We start from the raw sequence: 14,366 nt of genomic DNA, 5'->3' as shown, positions 1-14,366 counted from the left end.
TAACAGTAATGAAAATTACTAATTAAAGTTTTACATCTTAATTCCACTACAATTTTCTATCATCTACCTCTGCACAGGAACACTTCCAATATTTGAAAGAATGTAAAAAGCAACGGTGTAATACCGCTACTTTTTACATACATATTATTATTTTGACTAAATAATAGCATTTCCGCGTCCATCAAAGTAGACACGTGTGCCATCTCGGAAAGTTACCCAAGCATTAATTGCTTTTTCTCCCGTGTCAGCATCATAATAATTGATTCGACCTTTTCCTGTCAAAACAGTTTTCCCTTTGGCTTGTTTACCATCTTTACCAAAGTACAATCGTTGACCGTTGATCACCTGAGCTCCGGTTACTGTTTTACCATTAGAGCCAATATAATACCAAACATTGTTTCCAGTTGTGAAGAAAGTATTTCTTACTAACTCACCTGTATCGGCATCATAACTACTCATTGTACCATCTGAATTTTTAACAGTTCCACCTTTAACTTGTTTACCATCTTTATCAAAGTAGAGGTGTTTACCATTAATGACTTGAGCACCAGTGACTGTCTTACCGTTGGAACCGATATAGTACCAAACATTATCTCCAGTTGTAAAGAAGGTATTACTCCATCTTTCACCTGTATCGGCATCATAGAAGCTAAGGCTGCCATCTGAATTTGTAACAGTCGCACCTTTGACTTGCTTGCCATCAGTTCCGAAGTATAGATTTTGGCCGTTAATCTTCTGAGCTCCAGTGACTGCTGCACCTTTAGCACCAAAGTAATACCAGCTTCCATCAATTTCTTTCCAATCACTCGTCACAGCGTTACCTGAACCAGCTTGAAGATAGTAAACTGAACCATCTGCAAGTGTTACAAGTTTATCTTTAACTTGAATACCATCTTCATCAAAGTATTGGATAAATCCATCAACTGTTTGGATACCTACCGCCATGACGCCATCTTTATCAAAGTAACGCCATACTTTGCTTGTAGAAGTTTTACCATCTGCGTCAGTTGTTTTAACATCAAACGAATAATAACCATCTACAAACATGTCACCTTTAACACCAAAGTAGTAAACATTACCATCTGCATCTTCAAAGTTGGCGTTACGTAATTGAATACCATTTGGCAAGAAGTAATAAGTAGAGTCACCAATTTGAGTTCTGCCCGTTACCATGTGACCATCTTCATCAAAGTAATAATAATTACCATTGAATTTTACAAATGATGAAACAGCTTTATAACCGCTTGTACCATAGTAAGATAGTCCCTTACCATCATAATAGAAACCAGTTACTGCCTTTTGATTTCCTGTCAATTGAAGCGGAATGAAGGTGCCGTCTTCATTAACAGTAAAGTAAGTTCCTGTTGAAGCATCGCTAAGAACGTATTCTGAACCACGATTAAGAACGTTAGTTCCATTGAAGTATTCAGCTTTCCATTGTTTAAGTTTTACAGATGGATCAATTGTTTCACCTGTTGAAAGCATCTTAGCTGTGAAGAGCTCTGGATATTTCTCTTTGAGTTCATCAAGATACTCACCACCATATTTTGCCTGATAATCTTCACCTGAAGACTTAGTATTAGCAACATAAAGTGTATTTTCAATGTATGGATCTTGAATTGTTTTACCATAATTATCTGTACGTGTTGCAGTAACAACTTCCTTACCTGGTAATTGATAAATTTGATCTGGAACCCAGTCTGCAATAGCTTGAATACCAGCTGAGTGGAGAGCTTTTAGAGCATCACGGAGATCTTCTTTTGAGCCGTATTTATTATTCTTACTCATAGCAAGATCATAACGGTCAGTGAAAGCATATCCATTTTGGATGACAGAGTCAAGGAAGCTTCCATCAGTTGCCGATACATATTGCGGAGCCATTTCAAATGATGTAATTCCCCATGATTTGAAAAGTTCGGCATTTTCGGCAATCAATTTATTAGTATATTGGCTGTCATTTTCAACAAAATCTTGGAAGTTTGAGAAGCCTTCATAGATAACTTGTGAATCAAGAGCTTCTGTCGCTTGGTAGGTTGAATCACCATCTTTGTAAGCTTCTGTTGAAGCTGCTACACGAAGATCTTGGTCTTCTGCCGCACCAACCGGTACCCATACTGCCAAATAACCTGACATATCAACGGTTGCATAACCCTTGATGTCATTAGCACCAAATGTCAAAACTCCATTTTCATCAGTATACTTGATAAGACCAGCTGCTTCTGCTTCCGCATCAGTTGCATATGTGACAATACCGTCTTTAGTACCAAGAAGTAAAGGACGATAGGCTTGGTTTTTATGGATTTTACCCATTTCAACTTCTAAGCTTGCTGATTCATAAAGCGATAATTTAGGATTATTAGATACGATAGTTACCATACCTGATGTACGGCTTTCATCTGTTCCTTCTGTATCATCAGCAGACATGATATCCTTACCATAACGAACAGAAGTTACTACTTCTGATGAAGCATATAAACTATCTTTATCATATTGCGCCATACTGCCATCGCCAGTCAGCCATTGACTCTTCATAGTTTGGCCGCCTGATACGTATTTATAACGGTTACTCAAAAGGGTAGTGATAGCATCGTAATATGGGGACTTAGTTGCCATATACTGACCATTATCAGTATAGAGGTCACCATAATAAACACGTGTTACGACTTCCATATTTGACAACATCAAAGCATACGCAGCAGGAATGTTGCTGAGCGTATACTTCTTGTCAGCACTATTCATATCGGCATTGTAAATTTCAAATGCTTTTTTCAATTCTTCAGGAGTCATTGTGAATCCGTCAGATTCTGAATTAATCTTGTCTTTAATGATTTGGGCAATGATATCCTGAACCTGATTATCATGTGCACGAATAAAGACATAAGATGCATCTGTATCACCATAAGCAGAGTTATTGACACCAACCTTATAATCATCTGTTTCACTCTTAGCTACTTTTGTATAGCTAGTATTAAACGTATTATTATAAAGTGGGCTCAACGCTACAGTACGTTCAGAGATTGGTTTTGCTAATGAATAAAGAAGCGCCAAACGTTGTTTGTTCTCCATTGCCAATGCTGCGCCATTTGTCGCTTTATTATAATGGTTATCATTATAATTCCAAGCTTCAAGGATAGAAATATGAGCAAGGGCATTTGCTTCTGATTTATCAACACCATAAGCTGCTTCAAAAAGATTTGTATAAATTTGAAGGAGGTCAGCATTGACATTATCCACTGCATCTACACGAACACCATCAAAGTTGGCATCCTTATCACCAAAAACAATACTTCCCCAGTTCATAAGGTAGTACAGTTGGTTAAGCTGTTCTGCTTGAACAACTGGATTTGAGTTATCAACGTCATTAGCAAGCAAGAAATCATAACCGCCAATATTGTTTTCATCTGAAGTTTCATCAAGAATCTTTTTATTGATTTTGCCAGTTTGATTTGTTGGTGTGCGGTTAAGCAAACGAGAATCTGAGTTAGCCCATTCTGTTAAATCTGAATTGACATAAAGAAGCGCTCCTCCTTGAAGGTGATCATCTCCACCACCTTTAGAATAGTTTTCTGTGTCTTTATTCCACTGTGATTGAGTAGCTACAAAAGATTCAACAGTTTTACGAAGCCAATCAGTTGATTTTTTAGCTGTAATCGTTTGTTCGATTTTAACTTGAATAGCTTTTGCTGCTGTATTCAAAGCATCCTGACCTTGTTCAGCTTTATAAGTTGTTTTCAGTCCAAAATACTCTGACATATAGTTTAAGTAATTAACCTGTGTGTCAATATCTGGCCACCATGCCATCAAAAGCGGACGAAAGTCTTCTTCAGTAGATTTCACCCATGTTGTTCCGTTTTCAAGAATATTAGCAGGACGGTACCAGCTATCTGCTGTTAAATAACCGTCAACCAATTCAAAGCTGGCTGCTGTAGAATCGTAGGCTTTATTATTAGAAGTAAAAGCATCAGTCAGCTTAGTTGTTCCCGTTGAGAATGAGTAAGTTGATGTGCTTGTCAAGGCACCCGTTTCACCAAAGTAAAGCAATTGGCCGTTAACAGTAATTGCAAAGTTTTTCTTGTATGAACCATCTTCATTAACATAATAGTAAGAGCCGTCAATTAATTTAACATTTTCCAATGAAAGTGCTGCTGAAACTTCTGATTTGGATAATTCAGTTTCTTGTTCAACAACTTTTTCGCTGGCAGCTGTCGAAGAAGCCGGCGCTTCTGAAACAGTTGTCTGAGTTGTTACTTCTTCTGATACAGCAACTGTTGTAGATGTTTCTTCTGAGCTAGCTGTTGTTTTTTCAGTTGTAGAATCAGTAACAGCTACATCTTCGAAACTTGTCACTGATTCTGAAGCATTGGTCTCAGAATCTGAATCTGAAGCAACTGCAGAAGTTGATGTTGAATTTACAATTTCTGCTGTTTCTGAAGTCTGAGTACTTGTTGAAGTCCCGCTCTCAGTAGTTGCTGCAGTCGTTGCAGATACTTCATCTGCAGATACAGATGAGGCAGTTGCGCTTGTAGCACCAACAACACCTGTAAGTGCTGCTGAAGCCACAGCAATAGTAACCCACTGCTTCTTAACTTTGTGAAGCTTGTAGCGTACTTTGTTTTCCATGTTACATGTCCCCATTTCTTTCTTTGTTGAAAATCAGTTTTTTTACATTTACCTATTTTCAAACAATTTTATTATATCATAGATTACACACTTTTCAGCAATTTAATGTATTTTTTATCTTATTACCAAATCATTATAATTCCTTTAATATTTTATTTTGAGGCAGCTTTTATCAACGGTTTTCAGTTGTTCACTTTTTTACAAATAGATTACTATAGCTTTTTGGACTCTATATTATTTAAGTTTTTTATAAGTATATTTCTTACTTTACAGGCTATTTTTAATGAAAGATATGTCCTGTTCGTCTTATATAAATAAAAAGCCCTTTATTACAAGGCTTCTAAATAATCTGATCTTCTGTGATGCCAAATTCTTTCAGCATAGCAAGAAATTTGATCGAAGTTTAAGCGAAAATGTTCCAGTTTATGGCCATCTGAGCCGATGGAATACTTTTGACACCCCAACTTAGTAGTCAAACCGAGTGCATAACGGTAAAGATGTTCATGCTGATAAAGATACATGCTTTTGGCGTTTACTTCAAAGGCAAGATGGTTGTCTATCATTTTTTGAAAGATACGCCACAGCTGATTTTCGTAAACCTTTAACTTATCAACTGTTACATTAAACAGGCAAAAGCCATAGGCAAAATGCGCCAATACATCAGCCTCCACACGACTAATAGCATACTCTAGTTTATCTAAATACTCTTGAATAACGACAGCTTTATCCATATCTGCAACTTCGTCATCAAGATAATCATTAATGCCATTGTGGTGAACAGAGAGGAGTTTCAGATCATAGATTTTATCAGCTTCACGAGTCTGGTAATAACCAATCTCAATACCGCGTTTAATACGGTTATTATATTGCTGATTAAGCTCTGCTATTTCTTTAGAATAAGACTCATAATCAGGAATATCGTCTTGTTTAGTATAGGGATTAGATAAATCAAATGCTCAGTTGTTACAATCTCACCATCGTAATGGTCAAAGTAGTCAGTGAAATTAACATCAGAATCTTAAATGCAAATGATTATCATGCATAAGAATCTCTCTTGAGGTTATGTTTGCAATAAAGAGCCAGACCTCCGAAAATCAGCTCATAGAAAATGAAAAAGAGGATAAAACAGTGCAAAAAATAATCTTCTGGCAGCACTTCAATAATAGGATCTGTATAGGGATTAAAAAGCCAAGAGCTGTCGCCTGGAAAAAGCACTTGATGAAAAAGGGTAAAAAACGCATCAAACCCTATCAGAAGTCCCATTACTCCAATAACGATGGGGAGCAGCGCTAAAACGGTATAAGTTCTATGATAGAGAACTATTGTCTTGTTCTTTATATTCTGCCGCAAAAAACGGCCTGCTGGATAAGCTAATAAAACAACTAACACCTGAACCAAATGAAAGAGGTGCTTGACATCTTGAAAATGTCCCAAACCACTGTCTGAGGAAGGAAAGTCAGGCATATTAAGAGTAGAGACAAAAGGATTGGTCAGATAGGACATGAGCTCATTGAAATTGTTCCAAAGCTCCGCTTTACCGATAATGACCTGATCCATCAGTTTTAACCAATCAATCTCGAACCAATAAAGTCCCCAAGCAAGATAAATAGTGATTAAAATCGTCACAGACAAGAGCCAAATGGGGGTTATGAAACTTTTAATTTTAGTTTTCATCGAAACTCCATTCCGACAATGTTGAAAGAATATAATCAGGTTTAATCGGCAGATTGGGAACTTCTTCTTTTCTGGTAAAGCCTGTTGTTACCAGCAAAGTTGGAAAATCATTTTTGATACCTGCTGTAATATCTGTTAGGTAATTATCTCCTACAACAAGCGTTTCACTGCGCTTGGTTCCTAAGATGTCCAGCGCTTTATTCATAATGATGGCCTCGGGTTTTCCAATAATAACCGGTTTAACACGTGTCGCAGTTTCCAACAAGGCAAGAATCGATCCAGCTCCGGGAAGAAGACCTTGTTCTGTCGGAATATTTAGATCTGGATTGGTTCCAATAAAGACCGCACCTTTTTGAATTGCTAAAGTAGCTTTTACCAGCATATCATAAGTTAAATTGCGATCCAAACCGACAACAACATAGGCAGGATTTTGACTATCTTCAATATAGCCTGCTTCTGCAATTGCTGATTTGAGTCCGGTCTCTCCGATCACATAAGCCGTTTTCCCGCGATTAAGGTCATTCATGTAATCAACGGTTGCAAGAGTTGCTGTATAAATACTCTCAACCGGCGTCTCCAACTGGCATTGCTCACGCAGCAAAGCCTGTACCATTTCTGGTGTTCGCATACTGTTATTGGTTACAAAAAGGTGAGGAATTTGACGTTTCTGCAATTCCTTGACAAAAGTCTCTCCCTCTGGGATACGATCTTTGCCTTTGTAGATTGTACCATCTAAATCTATAATATAGCCTTTATAACTCATTTTACTGTCTCCTTTTTCTCTTGCCAGTCAATAATCGCTTGTGCATGGAGGCTGTCATCTACCGTAATTTGATGCTGAGAAGTTAAACCATCCAGTTGATAGGCTGAATGAATATCATTGCCATGATGGATTTCTTTTACATATTTGAGATGAATTTTCTTGGGAATATAATTGGTCAAAAAGTCCAGCTCAAAGACATCTAACATCCATTCCAGATATTTGCTGTTGTTGACATGCCCATTCATATCTAAGTCAAAATAGCGTACGTGGTAAAAAGTATGCTCTGCATTCTCCAACAGCTTATACTTAGGACCGCGAAGAATCTTTTTAATCTTGTCCGATTCATAAGGAGCCACAAGATCGTCAGGAACTTCTGCTACCTTACGCGTATCATAATCCATAAGAACAAAGGTTGATCCAATAGTCATGATTTTATCTCCTTTTTCCCCATAGATATAAAAATCACGGTAGCAAAAAAGTTTGTTGTAAGCGACAGCTTCAGTTTCTATAGTCACGATTTCGTTGTAAACCGGCAACCGGTCAATCGTAATATCATAATCAGTAATAACCCAGACAAGATTATAGGTCTTATAAACATAGTCATCAGCATTTCCTAATTCCTCTGACTGTTTTGAAGAGACTTGCAGAGCCACCGACAGAAGTGTTGATAATTTAACATTGTGGTTAACATCTGTTTCGTAAAAAGGAACTTGATAAGTCATTTTGAATGTTTTTCCCATAAGAACCTCCACTAATCTAAAATAAAATGTTCTGCAACGGTATCCCCAAGAAAAAGCCCTTTCTTTGTCATGCGAATTCGGTCATTATCTTCCTTCAGAAGGCCTTGAGCTTCTAAATCAGCAACGATTTGTCCATAGCGTTCCTTGAAAGAAAAACCAAATTTACTTTCAAAGCGAGACTTAGAGACACCGGATTTTTTACGCAGACCAAGAAAGAATTCTTCTTCCATCATCTCTTTTTGCGTTAAAACCTCTTCTTCTAATCGAGGATTTCCCGCAGCCACTCCTTGAAGGTAATGCTGAATCGGCCCTCGATTGCGGTAGCGAATACCATCAACATAACCTGATGCTCCAGCACCGACTCCGTAATATTCCTCATTATTCCAGTACATAAGATTATGGCGGCTCTCCATACCCGGTTTGGTAAAATTTGAGATTTCGTAATGCTCAAAACCGTTTTCTTCTAGCGTTCTAATGATGTAATCAAACATTTCTGCTTCCGCATCCTCAGTAGGCAAATGAAGCTTGCCGCGCCGCATTTTATTCATAAAAACCGTATGGTGCTCTAAAATCAAACTATATAAGCTTAGATGCGGAATATCCAAAGCTAGAGCCTTAGCAACATTTTCTCTAACATCTTCCATGCTTTGACCAGGCAAAGCATAGATCAAATCAATGGAAATATTGTCAAAACCGGCTTGTTTAAGACTGTCAATACTTTCATAGATTTGCGCTTGATTGTGTCCGCGACCAATTTGCCTAAGATGCCTGTCATTGAAAGTCTGTACCCCTAAAGAGACCCGATTGACAGCTGAGTTTTTCAAGACTGCTATTTTCTCAGAAGTCAAATCACCAGGATTAGCTTCAATTGTAAATTCCTCCAACAGCGTCAAATCAAGATTTCTGGTTAAATGGCTAAGCAGATAGTCTAATTGCTCAGCTGTAATAGCCGTGGGAGTTCCACCGCCAATATACAATGTCCGAAGCTGTTCAATTTTATAGGAATCAAACTCACGAATCAAAGCCTGAAGATAAGCATCTACAGGCTGATTCTTAATGAAAACCTTCGAAAAATCACAATAATAACAAATTTGTGTACAAAAAGGAATATGCACATAAGCAGAAGTCGGTTTAGTCATAGGATTATTATAGCACGTTTAAGACCCTGCTGCACCTTCTTCAATCATAAGAATTGTCATTCTCACTTCATCTTTCAAATAATCTTTTAGTGTTTGAATCATAGCAGATCTGACAGACTTCGCTTCTGTTTTCTTCAGCCATATCAGTTGACATACAGAACCAGATAGTTCAGCGTAAGCCCAAATAGCCGCATTTCGAATAAGCACATAGCTATTTTTCAAATCCATTTGAATTGCAGCTGCAGGATACCGCTCTTGAATTTCGGCAATCAAGTCCATAGTCATGGGAAGCACTGCCTGATAATTCATGCGACGAAAACTTTTTACCAGATTTTTAATAGGACGATTTTGTGTCTCATTAACCAATGTTTGATAAACATAATCAGCATAAGACTGCTGGTAGGCATAAATCATCTCATCACAAATTGGCTGAATATCTGTTGGAAAACGCTCAGAAAGCCCTGCAATAGAACCCGAATTTAACATGGTTTCTCTTCCTCTCTACCTTTGATGAAACTATCATAGAAAATTGCAGGGCTGAGATATTTAAAAAGCTATCATTCAGTAAAATGACAGCTTTTAGTTTATTTAATCACTTTTTGTGTCTTAGCATAGTTGGCTTCGACAGCTTCTTTTTCAGCTTTCCACCAGTCTTGGTGTTTGGTGTACCAGTTGATGGTTTCTTGAAGCCCTTCTTCGAAGTTAGTGAATTGTGGTTCCCAACCTAATTCTTCACGAAGTTTAGTTGAATCAATAGCATAGCGCAAATCGTGTCCTGCACGGTCCGTCACATGGTCGTAAGCATCTTTTGGTTGACCCATTTTTTCAAGGATAAGTTCAAGCACTTCCTTGTTATTCTTTTCACCATCGGCACCAATGAGATAGGTTTCACCGATACGGCCTTTGGTCAAAATAGCCCAGACACCGGTAGAATGGTCATTGGTGTGAATCCAGTCACGAACGTTCTTGCCTTCACCATAAAGTTTTGGCTTAATGCCAGACAAAATATTAGTAATCTGACGTGGGATGAATTTTTCAATGTGTTGGTAAGGTCCGTAGTTGTTTGAACAGTTGGAAATAGTCGCCTTGACACCGAAAGAACGTACCCAAGCCTTAACAATCAAGTCAGACGCTGCCTTGGTTGATGAATAAGGTGATGATGGATTGTATTTTGTTTCAGCAGTGAATTTTTCACCCGGACCGTCACCATGACCCGGCAAATCTTCACGAAGAGGAAGATCACCATAAACTTCATCAGTTGAGACGTGGTGGAAACGAATATCATATTTACGCGCCGCTTCCAACAAGGTGTAGGTTCCCACAAAGTTGGTGTAGATAAATGGAGATGGATCTTTGAGTGAATTGTCATTGTGGCTTTCAGCCGCATAATGGACAATAGCATCCGCTTTGGCAGCTAGCTTGTCTACCAATTCCGTATCAGCGATATCTCCGACAACCAACTCCACGCGGTCACCAAGAATTTCTTCAAGATTTGCGCGATTACCAGCGTAAGTGAGCTTGTCAAGGACCGTCACATGAACATCTGGATGATTGTTGTAAACATAGTGAACGAAGTTTGAACCGATGAAACCAGCGCCACCGGTAACGATAATATTTTTGTATTCTGTCATTTTTTCTCCGAAAATGTTTTCTTTTTGGTGTGTCGTCTTAGGTAGCGAGGGCGTAAACAACCACCTTCGGTGTTTTATTACTAACTCTTGAGCCTAAAGTTTCAAGAGTTCCCCAGTACCTTAGTTTAAAACTAGGATGCTTTTCACTACGGTGACAACACATAGTTCTGACTCGCTAACGCTCGCCAATTTTGACGAAGTAAGCTCGCCTTATTCCTCTAATACTTTTTTCAAGTAATCAATTTTTGCAAAGTCTTTGTGATTGTTTTTATCTGCTCGGTAAGAGTCTTTTGACGAGGCTTGGTAGATTTTGAGGTATTGTTCCAGACTAGGCAGATAGTAATGAACTCCCTTATCTTCTATCTCTTCCAATTCTTCAAGTGCAATACCAGCAAAACTCGAAAGAGAGTGAAGACCACCAAACTCAACGGAATGCCCTTCTTTTTGAAACTCGTGTTCATGGCGATCCACCAAGTGATAGCCTAACTTTTCCATGATGAGATTCAGTTCATCAAACCGATAAATTCGCCCCTCATCAGGTGCTTCCCAACCACGAGGATCACTAGGCACATGAATGTCTAAATCACGCGCCTGCCAAGAACGACCTGTACGCTCTTCCAGACCAACAGAGCCTATCAAAAGTGGTGTAATTCCAATCTTATTCAATTCATGGGAAATCGTTAAAAATTCACGATACATCTTACAAATCTTCTTTTCTCAATGGTTTAACGTCTTTGAGTAAAGGATGATTTTTATCTGCCTCTGAGACTTCTGCTTCTGCTAAATTTTCCCATGTGATACCAAGGGCTGGATCAGCATAGTTAACAAAGGCATATTTGGGCTTAAGTTCAAGTGCCCAATAGTCGTTAACCAAATAACTATAGGAAACTTTATCAGATAAAACTTGGAAGCCATTAGCAACACCGCGCGGAACAAAGATACCTTTAGAAGCATCAATAACGGTTTGGTAGACATGTCCAAAACTATCACCCTCACGAAGATCAACCCAAGAACCGAGAACCTTTCCTTCGTCAGCTACTGAGATGTATTTATCCCATGGTTCAGCATGCAGACCGCGTAAAACATTTTTACGTGAAAATGAGACATTGTTTTGCAGTTTTCCTTCTGCAAAGAAGCTTTCTGGAAAACCTAAAGGCACCATTTTTTCCTTTTGAAAATTTTCTTTAAACCAGCCGCGATTATCACCATGGACTGGGATATCAAATTCCAGCATGCCAGGAATCGCTTCAATGCGACGCGCAGCTAACTCTTTACCAAAAAATTGTTCAGTCATTTTCTATGCTTCTCCAATCAAACGGAGCAAGTATTGTCCGTATTCATTTTTCTTCAAAGGCTGTGCCAATTCACGCACTTGATCAGCCGTGATATAGCCCATACGATAAGCAATTTCTTCAAGATTTGCCACTTGAACATTTTGCAGGCGCTGAACCGTCTCAATGTATTGAGCGGCTTCAAGGAGAGACTCATGAGTTCCTGTATCAAGCCAAGCAAAACCGCGTCCCATAAGTTCAACGGATAAATCACCACGCTCAAGATAGGCCTTATTGACATCAGTAATTTCTAATTCACCACGAGGTGATGGCTTGATATTCTTAGCTATCTCAACAACGTCATTATCATAGAAATAAAGCCCTGTAACGGCATAATTAGACTTAGGATGATCAGGTTTTTCTTCGATGGAAATAGCGTTCATATCAGTATCAAATTCAACAACACCAAAACGTTCTGGATCCTTGACTTGGTAACCAAAAACTGTGGCACCCTTTTCCTTGGCCTCGGCACGGCGAAGCATTTGTGTCAGACCATTTCCATGATAGATATTATCCCCCAAGATAAGGGCTACGCTGTCATCTCCAATAAAGTCCTCACCAATGATAAAGGCTTGCGCAAGGCCATCTGGACTTGGCTGCTCTGCATATTCCAAATTAATACCAAACTCTGAACCATCTCCCAAAAGTTCCTCGAAACGAGGAAGATCCTGAGGAGTGGAAATAATCAAAATATCTTTGATTCCTGCCAGCATAAGCGTTGATAAAGGGTAATATATCATGGGTTTATCGTAAATTGGCATTAGCTGTTTGGATGCAGCTCGAGTCAGTGGGTACAAACGAGTGCCTGAACCACCTGCAAGAATAATACCTTTCATAAGAAAAGTCTCCTTTTGTCATTTATCCTATTTATTTTAACATTTTTTGTAAGCCTTGTCACTTAAAGCTTTATCTATTCCAATAATTGCTATTATTTTTTGAATAAATTGTAAAACAGTCATCCAAAATAGCCACTGAATGGTTAGGACTCCATTAAAAAGCATAGACAATCAAAGCTCACTGCTTTCACAGAAAAAAAGAAGGCTGCCAGTCGACTTAATATGATTACCATAACCTCAGCCTTGCTGCTAATACTCTCTGATTGGAACAGATAAACAAAAAAGAGCCGAGTTCAGAACTCAGCCCTCAAAATTAAGCATTAGCTTTTATTTTAGTTATCAGTTGATTGGTCATTAAGCCAGTCAAATACATTGCTGTAGGATACACCGTCATAGATGGCTTTAGCATCTCCTCCCTGAGTTGGATCTGTTGCAACCATGCCTGTCAAGCCAGACCAAGTTTTTACATTTTCAGTATTTTGAACACCAGTCACTTGATCATTAAAGAAATAAATCCATGACCAATGACCATTATAAACCTGTCCGGGAAGGTCTGTTCCTGTCGCAGTTTCATAGTAGGTCAGCCATTTGTTAGTAGCTCCGCCATTTAAAAGACCTTTATAAAATGGCAACACATTGGTATCTACTGGTACAGTGGTATCTGCACGCGCATGTACAAACCACATAGGTTCATCTTTTAATGCATCTAAAGTGGCTTCATCCACACTGTAAATAGATTCACCGCTGTCACTTGTTGTTTCGTTGTAAGTATAGCCACCAGCAATCGGAACAAGAGCGGCAAAAGTATCAGGATAGGCAACTCCCATTTTAGCAACCATGCCGGCACCATTGGAAGCACCAGCGAGATAAATACGACTGCTGTCAACATCTGGGTGGGCAGCTACATAAGCATTAATCAAAGCCATCAAGTCATCCGTATTGTCATCACTCCAAGGCTCTGATGACTGCGGAACAAGAACATAGGCACCGCTTTGTGTTCCAGATCCAGTAGAACTGAAGTGGCTCTGAATGTCATCTTGCGTTAAAGCCTTGACCTCTGTGGAATTGAGCGGCATATCCATGTCTGTGCCTACTTCGCCAATACCATGCAGCCAAACAATCAAAGGATTTTTCTCACCGCCGGCAGCACTTGCAGGACTGTAAGAAGCATACTGCATATTACCTGAACTTCCGCGCTCTGTAAAAATATTAGATGCTGCCATAATGCGATTGGAAAGAGCTTCTTGAGAAGAGGTGATACTTTGGGCTCCACGAGAGCGATCTGGTGTTAGTTCGATACCGTTAACATCAACAACATATGAGCTAACCCAATTATTGCGCCATGTTGTTAAGTCAAAAGTAAATGGTGATGCACTCAGTGTACTGTCTGAGACATTGTAACTGATATCCAGCTCCAAAGTCACATACTTACTTCTGCCATCGCTAATTTGATTGCCTTCTGAATCAGACAAATAGCTATTTAAAATGCTTCTGGAAATACCCGCAGTTGTGACACTGGCATTAGCTGTTGATACGGCATTAACATAGGTATTGGTCTGTAAAACAACCTTGGACACTGCTGGCCCAAATTCATAAGTATCTATAACTATGCTTGTTTTATCAATTGATATC

Annotated in this window: 10 protein-coding genes and 2 pseudogenes; all 12 read right to left on the bottom strand. The window is 38.9% G+C overall.

Going from position 1 to position 14,366, the window contains the following annotated elements; genetic code table 11:
• Nucleotides 1–156: 156 nt before the first annotated feature.
• The gene (locus ACVRZ8_RS04890; protein WP_447448193.1) at nucleotides 157–4,620 is read right to left on the bottom strand and encodes a glycoside hydrolase family 70 protein; all 4,464 of its coding nucleotides are present in this window, start codon (nucleotides 4,618–4,620) and stop codon (nucleotides 157–159) included.
• Nucleotides 4,621–4,960: 340 nt separating this feature from the next.
• Nucleotides 4,961–5,663, bottom strand: a pseudogene (locus ACVRZ8_RS04885) (PHP domain-containing protein).
• Nucleotides 5,656–6,294 carry a TIGR01906 family membrane protein gene (locus tag ACVRZ8_RS04880; protein WP_447448192.1) on the bottom strand — a complete coding sequence of 213 codons (639 nt, stop codon included), beginning with the start codon at nucleotides 6,292–6,294 and terminating at the stop codon, nucleotides 5,656–5,658. Before ACVRZ8_RS04880 ends, ACVRZ8_RS04885 begins: the two are co-directional and overlap by 8 nt.
• Nucleotides 6,284–7,057: a TIGR01457 family HAD-type hydrolase gene (locus ACVRZ8_RS04875; protein ID WP_447448191.1), complete on the bottom strand. Its 774-nt coding sequence runs from the start codon at nucleotides 7,055–7,057 to the stop codon at nucleotides 6,284–6,286. Before ACVRZ8_RS04875 ends, ACVRZ8_RS04880 begins: the two co-directional genes overlap by 11 nt.
• Nucleotides 7,054–7,797 (bottom strand): acyl-ACP thioesterase domain-containing protein, encoded by a 744-nt coding sequence (locus ACVRZ8_RS04870; RefSeq protein ID WP_447448190.1) that lies wholly within the window; start codon nucleotides 7,795–7,797, stop codon nucleotides 7,054–7,056. Before ACVRZ8_RS04870 ends, ACVRZ8_RS04875 begins: the two co-directional genes overlap by 4 nt.
• A gap of 11 nt (nucleotides 7,798–7,808) precedes the next feature.
• Nucleotides 7,809–8,936, bottom strand: coding sequence for a radical SAM family heme chaperone HemW (gene hemW / locus ACVRZ8_RS04865; RefSeq protein WP_447448189.1), 1,128 nt, complete (start codon nucleotides 8,934–8,936; stop codon nucleotides 7,809–7,811).
• Nucleotides 8,937–8,954: 18 nt separating this feature from the next.
• Entirely contained in the window at nucleotides 8,955–9,422 is a 468-nt protein-coding gene (locus ACVRZ8_RS04860) for a hypothetical protein (protein ID WP_447448188.1), read from the bottom strand.
• Between the two features lie 98 nt (nucleotides 9,423–9,520).
• Nucleotides 9,521–10,567 carry a dTDP-glucose 4,6-dehydratase gene (gene rfbB / locus ACVRZ8_RS04855; protein WP_447448187.1) on the bottom strand — a complete coding sequence of 349 codons (1,047 nt, stop codon included), beginning with the start codon at nucleotides 10,565–10,567 and terminating at the stop codon, nucleotides 9,521–9,523.
• A gap of 210 nt (nucleotides 10,568–10,777) precedes the next feature.
• A complete protein-coding gene (locus ACVRZ8_RS04850; RefSeq protein WP_447448186.1) occupies nucleotides 10,778–11,266 on the bottom strand; it encodes a phosphoribosylanthranilate isomerase in 489 nt (162 codons plus the stop codon).
• A gap of 1 nt (nucleotide 11,267) precedes the next feature.
• Nucleotides 11,268–11,861: a dTDP-4-dehydrorhamnose 3,5-epimerase family protein gene (locus ACVRZ8_RS04845; RefSeq protein ID WP_447448185.1), complete on the bottom strand. Its 594-nt coding sequence runs from the start codon at nucleotides 11,859–11,861 to the stop codon at nucleotides 11,268–11,270.
• Nucleotides 11,862–11,864: 3 nt separating this feature from the next.
• Nucleotides 11,865–12,734 carry a glucose-1-phosphate thymidylyltransferase RfbA gene (rfbA, locus tag ACVRZ8_RS04840; RefSeq protein WP_447448184.1) on the bottom strand — a complete coding sequence of 290 codons (870 nt, stop codon included), beginning with the start codon at nucleotides 12,732–12,734 and terminating at the stop codon, nucleotides 11,865–11,867.
• 332 nt (nucleotides 12,735–13,066) lie between these two features.
• A pseudogene (locus ACVRZ8_RS04835) lies at nucleotides 13,067–14,365 on the bottom strand (PHB depolymerase family esterase); the annotation flags it as partial.
• Nucleotide 14,366: the final 1 nt, after the last annotated feature.

Source organism: Streptococcus dentiloxodontae (genome assembly GCF_053206925.1).
This window is presented reverse-complemented; position numbering and strand designations above follow the sequence as displayed.

Excerpts from the sequence above, each read along its gene's own strand:
- ACVRZ8_RS04875 (WP_447448191.1), bottom strand. The coding sequence starts at position 7,057 with ATGAGTTATAAAGGCTATATTATAGATTTAGATGGTACAATCTACAAA.
- rfbB (WP_447448187.1), bottom strand. The coding sequence starts at position 10,567 with ATGACAGAATACAAAAATATTATCGTTACCGGTGGCGCTGGTTTCATC.
- ACVRZ8_RS04880 (WP_447448192.1), bottom strand. The coding sequence starts at position 6,294 with ATGAAAACTAAAATTAAAAGTTTCATAACCCCCATTTGGCTCTTGTCT.
- ACVRZ8_RS04845 (WP_447448185.1), bottom strand. The coding sequence starts at position 11,861 with ATGACTGAACAATTTTTTGGTAAAGAGTTAGCTGCGCGTCGCATTGAA.
- ACVRZ8_RS04890 (WP_447448193.1), bottom strand. The coding sequence starts at position 4,620 with ATGGAAAACAAAGTACGCTACAAGCTTCACAAAGTTAAGAAGCAGTGG.
- ACVRZ8_RS04850 (WP_447448186.1), bottom strand. The coding sequence starts at position 11,266 with ATGTATCGTGAATTTTTAACGATTTCCCATGAATTGAATAAGATTGGA.
- ACVRZ8_RS04860 (WP_447448188.1), bottom strand. The coding sequence starts at position 9,422 with ATGTTAAATTCGGGTTCTATTGCAGGGCTTTCTGAGCGTTTTCCAACA.
- ACVRZ8_RS04870 (WP_447448190.1), bottom strand. The coding sequence starts at position 7,797 with ATGGGAAAAACATTCAAAATGACTTATCAAGTTCCTTTTTACGAAACA.
- hemW (WP_447448189.1), bottom strand. The coding sequence starts at position 8,936 with ATGACTAAACCGACTTCTGCTTATGTGCATATTCCTTTTTGTACACAA.
- rfbA (WP_447448184.1), bottom strand. The coding sequence starts at position 12,734 with ATGAAAGGTATTATTCTTGCAGGTGGTTCAGGCACTCGTTTGTACCCA.